The sequence below is a fragment of the Kitasatospora sp. NPDC029312 genome, from assembly GCF_055569215.1.
Map to the genome: position 1 here is coordinate 63,363 of NZ_JBVHXY010000017.1, position 8,299 is coordinate 71,661.

General features: G+C 74.2%; 6 protein-coding genes. 3 read left to right on the top strand and 3 right to left on the bottom strand.

The window, feature by feature from the left end:
- Positions 1-206: 206 nt before the first annotated feature.
- Entirely contained in the window at positions 207-1,817 is a 1,611-nt protein-coding gene (locus ACZ4WV_RS16325; RefSeq protein WP_465747081.1) for an alpha/beta hydrolase, read from the bottom strand.
- A gap of 146 nt (positions 1,818-1,963) precedes the next feature.
- On the opposite strand from ACZ4WV_RS16325, the gene ACZ4WV_RS16330 reads away from it, so the two are divergent.
- Positions 1,964-3,316, top strand: a complete 1,353-nt coding sequence (locus ACZ4WV_RS16330; protein WP_465747083.1) for an MFS transporter — start codon at positions 1,964-1,966, stop codon at positions 3,314-3,316.
- A gap of 57 nt (positions 3,317-3,373) precedes the next feature.
- The gene (locus ACZ4WV_RS16335) at positions 3,374-4,222 is read left to right on the top strand and encodes an SAM-dependent methyltransferase (RefSeq protein ID WP_465747085.1); all 849 of its coding nucleotides are present in this window, start codon (positions 3,374-3,376) and stop codon (positions 4,220-4,222) included.
- A 91-nt stretch (positions 4,223-4,313) separates the two neighbouring features.
- On the opposite strand, the gene ACZ4WV_RS16340 is transcribed toward ACZ4WV_RS16335, so the two are convergent.
- Both ACZ4WV_RS16340 and ACZ4WV_RS16345 read right to left on the bottom strand, forming a co-directional pair.
- Positions 4,314-5,504: a CapA family protein gene (locus ACZ4WV_RS16340; protein WP_465747242.1), complete on the bottom strand. Its 1,191-nt coding sequence runs from the start codon at positions 5,502-5,504 to the stop codon at positions 4,314-4,316.
- A 213-nt stretch (positions 5,505-5,717) separates the two neighbouring features.
- Positions 5,718-7,091, bottom strand: a complete 1,374-nt coding sequence (locus ACZ4WV_RS16345; RefSeq protein WP_465747087.1) for an FAD-dependent oxidoreductase — start codon at positions 7,089-7,091, stop codon at positions 5,718-5,720.
- A 238-nt stretch (positions 7,092-7,329) separates the two neighbouring features.
- On the opposite strand from ACZ4WV_RS16345, the gene ACZ4WV_RS16350 reads away from it, so the two are divergent.
- Entirely contained in the window at positions 7,330-7,971 is a 642-nt protein-coding gene (locus ACZ4WV_RS16350; RefSeq protein WP_465747089.1) for a DUF4360 domain-containing protein, read from the top strand.
- Positions 7,972-8,299 lie beyond the last annotated feature (328 nt).

Below are 8,299 nucleotides of genomic sequence, written 5' to 3' on the forward strand. Positions count from 1 at the left end.
TGTTATGCGTCACGCAGTGTCACCCCCCCCCCCCCCCCCTCCCTCCCCCCCCCCCCCCCCTCCCCCCCCCTCCCCCCCCCCCCCCCCCCCCCCCCCCCACTGCCGTCGCCCGGCCCGTTGCCCGCCCGCCCCGTCGCCGGGGCAGCTTGCCCGGCTACCGAGGGGTGGAATGCCGACGCCCCGAGGGGGCAGGGAGCGTCCGGACGTCAGTCCGTCGTGCAGCGCGTGCCCGCGGCCGGCACGGTGCCGTCGACGAGGAAGGCGTTCACGGCCTCGCGGATGCAGGCACTGCGGTCGTACGCCACGTGCCCCTCGCCCTCGCGGGTGAGCAGGACGGCGTTGCCGAGTTCGCTGGTGAGCTTCTCCGACCAGGCGTACGGGGTCGCCGGGTCGCCGGTGGAGCCGACGACCACGATCGGGGTGGTCGCCGTGGACTTGACGACGTGCGGCTTCTCGGCGGAGCGGAACGGCCAGACGCGGCAGTCGGGATCGAACAGCGCGGCCGTCGGATCGTGCTTGCTGACCAGCGGGGCCTTGGCGGCGAGGTCGCTCAGGGCGGCCTGGAGCTGCTCGCCGGACGGCACGTCGGTGGCGCCGTCCGCGCAGTGGATGGCGGTGTAGGCGTCCGCGGAGGAACCGTAACGGCCGTCCTTGTCGCGGCCGTTGTAGCCGTCCGCGAGCGCGAGCAGGTCGTCTCCCTCGCCGCGGACCATGGCCCAGCCGAGGGCGTTGCGCAGACCGGCCCAGGCCTGTTCGCCGCCGTAGAGGCGGCTGATCACGCCGTTCCAGGCAGCGGTGGAGCTGAGGGTCCGGCCCTTGGTGGTCTTGAGCGGCTTGTCCTTGAGTCCGTCGAGGAAGTCGGCGAGCTTGCCCACCGCGCGGTCGGGGTCCTTGCCGAGCGGGCACGGGTTCTTGGCGGCGCAGTCCGCGGCGAAGGCCTTCAGCGAGCGCTCGAACCCGGCCTCCTGCTCGATGTTGTGCTGGATCAGGGAGGTGGACGGCGAGGTGGCGCCGTCCAGGACCAGCCGGCCGGCCCGGTCCGGGAACTCCTCGGCGTAGAGGGAGCCGAGGTAGGTGCCGTAGGACATGCCGAGGTAGCTGAGCTTCCGGTCGCCGAGGGCGGCGCGCAGGACGTCCATGTCGCGGGCGGTGTTGCGGGTGCTGACGAAGGGCAGCACCCGGGCGTACTTGGCCTGGCACGCGTCGGCGAGCTGCTTGCCGTGGTCGGCGCCGGGCTCGTCGGTGTTGAGCCAGCCGTCGCGGGTCCGGTCGTCCAGGCAGTTGAGCGGGCTGGTGCCGGCGACGCCGCGCGGGTCGAAGCCGACGAGGTCGTAGCGGTCGTGCACCGGGCCGTCGAAGCGCTTCGGGCCGCCCTTGACCATGGCGACGCCGGAGCCGCCCGGGCCGCCCGGGTTGAGGACCAGCGAGCCGATCCGCTGGTCCGGCTTGACGGCGGGGTTGCGGATGACGGCGACGTCCAGCGTGCCGCCGTCCGGGGCGGCGTAGTCGAGGGGGACCTTGAGGGTCGAGCACTGGAGCGCCGACGCGTCGGCCTGCTGCTCGTCCGCCTGGTCGGCGTCGCCCTGGCAGGGTACCCAGGCCAGCTGCTGGCTGTAGAAGGCCTTGAGCGCCGGGTCGTCGGCTCCGGTGGGCTTGACGGTCGGGGTGGGGCTCGGGTTCGGGGTCCCGGCGGCGGACGCGGTGGCCGGGGCGGGCGCGGAGGAGGAACCGCCGCTGGTGCAGCCGGCCAGCAGGGCGACGGCGGTGGCGGCGGAGACGGCGACGGGCAGGGCGCGCCGCGAGGTCCGGATGATCATCGAATGCACCGCACACAAATATCACCAGTCAGTCACACCAGTCACATCGGTAGTGCGTGCCCTTCCCGTACACCCTCTCGGTGCCCGCCCGACCGAGCCCGCCGTACCCGATTCCGCCGTCGCTCGGACGGTGCCATGCTGACGCCATGACAGATCGCATCGGAACCGACCCCGCCGATGGCCAGGCGCGAAGCGGGGGACGGCGGCGGGAGCTGGCGGCGGCGACCGTGGGGTCGGTGGTCGAGTCCTTCGACTGGAACGTCTACGCCGTGCTCGCGCCGTACTTCGCCGCCGACCTCTTCGGCCACGGCAAGGGCGGCGTCAGCGGAGTGCTCGGCGCATACGCCACCTTCGCGGTCGGCTTCGGAGCCCGGCCCGTCGGCTCCTACCTGATCGGGCGGCTCAGCGACACCCGGGGGCGTCGGTTCGCACTCAGCCTCGGGATGGCGGTGATCGCGGCGGCGAGCCTGGGCATCGCCGCGCTGCCGGGGCAGCGGACCGTCGGAGCCTGGGCGGCCGTGCTGGCGGTCACCGCCCGGGTGGTGCAGGGGCTCGCCTTCGGCGGCGAGGCGCCCAGCGTCGCCGCGTACGTCACCGAGACCGCCCCGCCGCGGCACCGCTTCGCGTTCAGCTCGGTGTCCTACGGCGGGATCATCCTCGGGTCGCTGCTCTCCTTCGGCGTGCTCACCCTGCTGATCCACACCATCGGCAAGTCCGGCCTGGAGAACGGCGGTTGGCGCTGGGGCTTCGTCGTCGCCGCCCTGCTCGGCCTGGGCGCGGTGTGGGTGCGGCGGGCGGCGCCGGAGAGCGCCGAATTCCACCGCGCCCGCGCCCAGGCGCCGGACGCCGGGCGCCCGCCGTTCCTGCGGATGCTCCGCGAGCACCGCTGGGCGGTGCTCACCGTGTTCCTCAACACCCTCGGCGGCACGGTCGGTTACTACTTCGCGCTGGTCTACCTGCCGCAGTACGCGGCCGCCTACCACGTGATCGACAAGGAGGAGGCCGCCTCCTTCATGACCGTGGTGCTGGGTGTGGTGCTGGTCACCATGCTGCTCACCGGCGCGGCCGCCGACCGTTTCGGTCTGCTGCCGGTCGCCCGGCTCGGCTTCGTCCTGCCCGTCCCGGCGGTCGGCATCCTGCTGGCCGGACTGCGCGAAGGCTGGCTGCCGTTCCAGGTCGTCGCCGTGCTGCTCGGGATGCTGGTGGCGACGGTGCTCGGCACGCTCAACGTCTTCACCGGGCTGCTCTTCCCGACCGAGGTCAGGGCGGTCGGCCTCGGCGTGGTCAACGCGGCCACCATCGCCGCCTTCGGCGGCACCTTCCCCCTGCTCGCCGAATGGCTCGACCACCACCACGGGCTGGGCGTGATCCCCGCCTACGTCACGGTGTGCACGATGGGGCCGGCCTTCGCCCTGCTGACGGCGAGGCGGGTGCCCTCGTTCGCCGCCGCGGTGAAGGAGGTGGAGGTGGGCGTCCAGCGGACACCGGGAACCGCCTGACGGACGTCGCCTCCTGTGGTTGAGTGGTCCGAACGAACGTCGAACGGGGAGGGCGCAGTGGGCAGCATCGGGCCGGACAGCTGGTTGACGGAGGCCGGGTTCGACCAGCCGCCACAGGTGGACCTGCGGACCGACCGGGCGCACTCGGCCCGGGTCTACGACTACCTGCTCGGCGGCAAGACCAACTTCCCGGCCGACCGCGAGATGGCCGACCGCCTGCTCGCCGACCTGCCGGGTGCCCGGGACGGCGCTGCCGCGGCCCGCGGTGTGATGCACCGGATGGTCCGCCGGCTGGCCGGGACGCACGGCATCCGCCAGTTCCTGGACGTCGGCACCGGCATCCCCACCGCGCCCAACCTGCACGAGGTCGTCCAGGCGGTCGACCCGTCCTGCCGGGTGGTCTACGTGGACAACGACCCGATCGTGCTGGCCCATTCGCGTGCGCTGCTCACCAGCACCGCCGAGGGCCGCACCGCCTACGTCGAGGGCGATCTGCGCGACCCGGAGAAGTTCCTGGCCGACCCGGCGGTGGCCGCCACCCTGGACCTGACCGAGCCGGTCGCGCTGACGCTGATCAACATCGTGCACTTCCTCTCCGACGAGGCCGCGCACCCGCCCGTCCGCGCGCTCCTGGACGCCCTGCCCTCCGGCAGCTTCCTCGCGCTGACCGCGGGGACCGCCGACAACGCGCCGGAGCAGGCCGCGGTCGGCGCGCGCCGCTACGCGGAGGCGGGGATAGAGGTCCACACCCGCTCGCTCGCCGAGGTGGAACGTTTCTTCGCTGGGTTGGAGCTGGACGACCCGGGCGTCGTCCTGGTCAACCGGTGGCACCCGGAGCTGGGCGAGCCCTCGGCCGTGGCCGACAGCGAGGTCTCGGTGTACGGCGGCCTCGCCCGCAAGCCGTAGGCAGACGCCGCGCTGTGCGCGGCACCGCGCGCGGCGGCCGTTGATGCCGGCGGACTGGCGCACGGGCGGAGCGTGGCCTCCGGACCGTCGGTCACCGGCGCTGCGGTGCCATGGTGAGCCCGGCCGCACCGGCCCCGCGGCTGAGCACCACCGTCCGGATGTGGTCCAGCGCGCGGGCCCAGTCGGCGCGGCCGGGGGTGCGGCGGAGGGCGTCGCCCAGGTCGAGCACCCGGTAGGGCGGACCGAGGTCGGTGATCTGCGGCACGAACTCGGCCCGGGTGACCGTCCACCGCTGTCCGGGCCCGGCCGGCGGGCTGACCGTGAAGCGGGCGAGGGAGCTCCAGTTGCCGCGCGGGTCCTCGGCGCCGTCGTAGGTGAACATGTGGCCGGCGAGCTGGTCGCCGAGACCGTAGACCGTCCAGGTGTCGTTGATCTTCTCGTAGGCCTGGGGGATGTGGGCGTGGGTGCCGAGGACCAGATCGATGTCGGGCCGGCCCGGGCCCTGCCCGGCGGCGGACAACTCACGGGCCAGGGTGAGCTGTTGCTCGTTCGGCTGGTCCTGCCACTCGGTGCCCCAGTGGACGCTGACCACCACCAGGTCGGCGCCGTTCGCCCGGGCGGCGCGGGCGTCGGCGAGGATCCGGTCCCGGTCGATCAGGTTGACGGCCCAGGGCTCGTCCTTGGGCAGCGGGATGCCGTTGGTGCCGTAGGTGTAGGCGAGCTGGGCCACCGTCGCGCCGGCCGTCCGCAGCAGCGCGGGCCGTCCGGCCTCCTCGACGGTGCGGGCGGAGCCGGTGTGGGCGAGGCCGGCGGTGTCCATGGCGTCGAGCGTTCGGCGGATCCCCGCCGGGCCGTCGTCCAGGGTGTGGTTGGACGCGGTGTCGCAGGAGCTGTACCCGGCGTCCTTGAGCGCCGTGGCGACCTGCGGCGGGGACTTGAACGTCGGGTAGCCGGTGTACGGGCCGCCGTCCGCGCCGTAGACGGTCTCCATGTGGCAGATCGCCAGGTCCGCGCCGCTGATCAGCGGTTTGACGCCGGCCAGCATGGCGGTGAAGTCGTAGCCGTTGCCGCCGGCGTCCTCCTTGGCCTGCTGGATGATCTCGGTGTGCGGCAGGACGTCGCCGGTCGCGACCAGGGTGAAGGCCCTCGGCCCGGTCGGGGCCGGCGTCGCCGGCTCCGACGTGGGGGCGGACGGCTCGGGTGCCTGCGGAGCGCCGCAGGCCGGGAGGGCGAGCAGCAGGACGAGGGCCGTGGCGGCGGTCCGCCGACGGGGCAGGGGCATCATCGGCTCATCTCGTGATCGGAAGGTATGACCATGGCCAACCCTCCGACTATGCGGGCCCGCGTGGCACGGACCGCCGACCCCACGCCCGCAGGTCACCCGGGGAGCCTCCGACCGCTGCCCGGCGGTTTCCAGGGGCTCGGACGCAGCGCGGCGCCGGGCTCGGACACCGTGAGGCGCCGGGCTCGGACACCGCGCGGCGCCGGGCGCGGCTCAGCCGGGGATGAGCGCCTCCCACTCGTCCCGGGTCGGGCCGTCGTGCTGCGGAGTGAAGTCCGGGTGGGCGTCCAGCCAGGCGGTGAGGTGGCGGTCGACTTCGTCGGTGCCGTAGGCCTCTTCGGCCGGGCGGACGAGGTGGCGCACCTGGGCGCGGGCCCTCATGACGACGGGGTCCTCGAAGGCGCAGACCCCCAGGGCGGCGGCCCGGCGGTCGGAGACCGGTGAGCTCTCGGCCAGGCGCCGGGCGTTCACGCGGTCGGCGGTCACCTGGGCGTCGAACCACGGGCGGAGGGCCCGGACGGTCCAGGCGTGGTGGCCGCCGGGGTCGGCGGCGACCTCGTCGGCGTGGCCGGCGAGGTACTGGCCGGCGAGCAGGCCGAGGGCCACGCCGTGGCCCAGGGTGGGATTGGTGTGGAGGAGGCTGTCCCCGGTGTTGACCAGGCCGGTGACCACGGGCCCGGCCTCGTCCGAGAGGGCCGTCCAGCGGTTGTCCAGCCCGGCCATCGCCAGGACGGCGGACCGGGGTTCGGGGTCCAGGTCGAGCCAGGCGGCGCAGGCGGGGAACCGGCGGGCGGCGGCCTCGAACACGGCGGGGTCCATCAGCGCGCCGCGGGTCGGATCGCCGGTGGAGAGCACCAGGTTCAGCGCGAAGGTGTCGTTGTCGGAGGGGAAGACGCCGGCCAGCGCGAACGGCGCGGCGGAACCGGTTTTCACCCGCCCGGGGTCCCGGGGGCCGTCGCCCCGCAGCCGGTACCAACGGCACAGGTAGGCGATCCCGGCGCGGTGGCTCTCGACCACGGGCGGTCGGCAGCCGGCCGCGACCAGCCAGTCGGGAAACGGCGAACGGCGGCCGGAGGCGTCGACGACGAGGTCCGCCCGGTGCGTCTCCGTGCCGACCCGCACGCCGGTGACCCGGGCTGGCCGGCCCTCCTCGACGGCGAGGCCGCTCACCCGTCGACCCCGCCGCACCTCGATGGTGGGCTCCCGCCGCAGGGCCGCGGTCAGGGCGGCTTCCAGCACGATGCGGCGGGTGCGCAGGGTCACCAGCTCCTCGTCGCCGTCCCGGTGGGGAGGGTGCTCGCCGAACCAGTCGAAGTCGTGGTACTCCCGGGCGCCGCGGGCCAGCAGATCGGCGTAGACGTCGGGAGTCTCGGTGCGCAGCACGGTGCGCACCGGCGCGAGGAACGAGTGGGGTTGGACGGCCTGTGGGACGCGGGGCCTGCGCCAGTCGGAGAAGTCGCGTTCCAGGTCCTCCCCGGCCTCTCGCGGGTCCTGCTCGAACAACGTGACCGGATGGCCCCGCCGGCCGAGCATGAGGGCCGCTCCCAGCCCGCTGATACCGCCACCGACCACCGCAACCCGCGCCAACTGAGCTCCCCTTCGCGTCGTGTTGCGGAGGGAGCCTACCGCCCGGTGATCTTCGCCCGGCGAACGGGTCGTCGGGTGCCGGAAGCGGGACGCCGGTCGGCGATCGGCGGTGACCATGCGTCACCCCCTGTACGCGGCCCGCTCAATGTGATGACATAACCATGTCAATCCGGCTGCGTCCGCGCCAGCACCGGCGCGAGCGCCGTCCCGGATCCATGGACGATCGAAGGGGAAGCCCATGCTGCTCCGCACACTGGCCGCCGCGGCCGCCGTCTCCGCCGCGCTGGCCGGCTCGTCGACCTTCGGCGGCGACGCGCTCCCCACCCCGCCTGACCGCATCGTCATCGACGTCGCCACGGTCAACGGCTCCGGCTGCCCGGCCGGGACGGCCGCGGTGGCCGTCGCGCCCGACAACACCGCCTTCACCGTGACGTACAGCAGCTACCTCGCCCAGGTCGGTGTGGGCTCCACGCCGACCGACTTCCGGAAGAACTGCCAGCTCGACCTGCGCGTGCACGTCCCCCAGGGCTTCACGTACGCGATCGCCTCCGCCGACTACCGCGGCTTCGCCCACCTCGAAGCGGGGGCGACCGGCACCCAGCGGGCCAGCTACTACTTCCAGGGCCAGCCCGGGACCGCCTACCAGAGCCACCGCTTCGCCGGCCCGACGGACGACAACTGGCAGGCGACCGACACCGTCGACGTCGCCGCCCTGGTGTACGCCCCCTGCGGCGAGGAGCGCAACTTCAACATCAACACCGAGCTACGGGTCGCCGCCGGCACCTCGGACCCGGCCCACACCACCAGCTTCATGACGATGGACTCGACGGACGGGGACATCAACACCGTCTACCACCTCGCCTGGAAGCAGTGCCCCTGACGCCTGCCGCCTGATCCCGACCTCCGGCTCCTGCCCACGAACCCAGATCCCCGATTCCCGATTCCTGGGCCCGCCCCGGCCCCGGCGGAGCCCCGGCCGCCGGGGCCGGGGTGTTGTCGCGTGCGGTACGGCGAGCCTCCGCGCCGCACCCTCGCACGGCGACCTCAACCCCGACGGCGGTGGCGGGCAGCGAGCCTGAACAGACGGCAGGGGGGGGGGGGGGGGGGCCCCCCCCCCCCCCCCCCCCCCCCCCCCCCCCCCCTTCCCCCCCCCCCCCCCCCCCCCCCCCCCCCCCCCCTCCGGGGGCGGGCACCGTCCAAAACGAGGG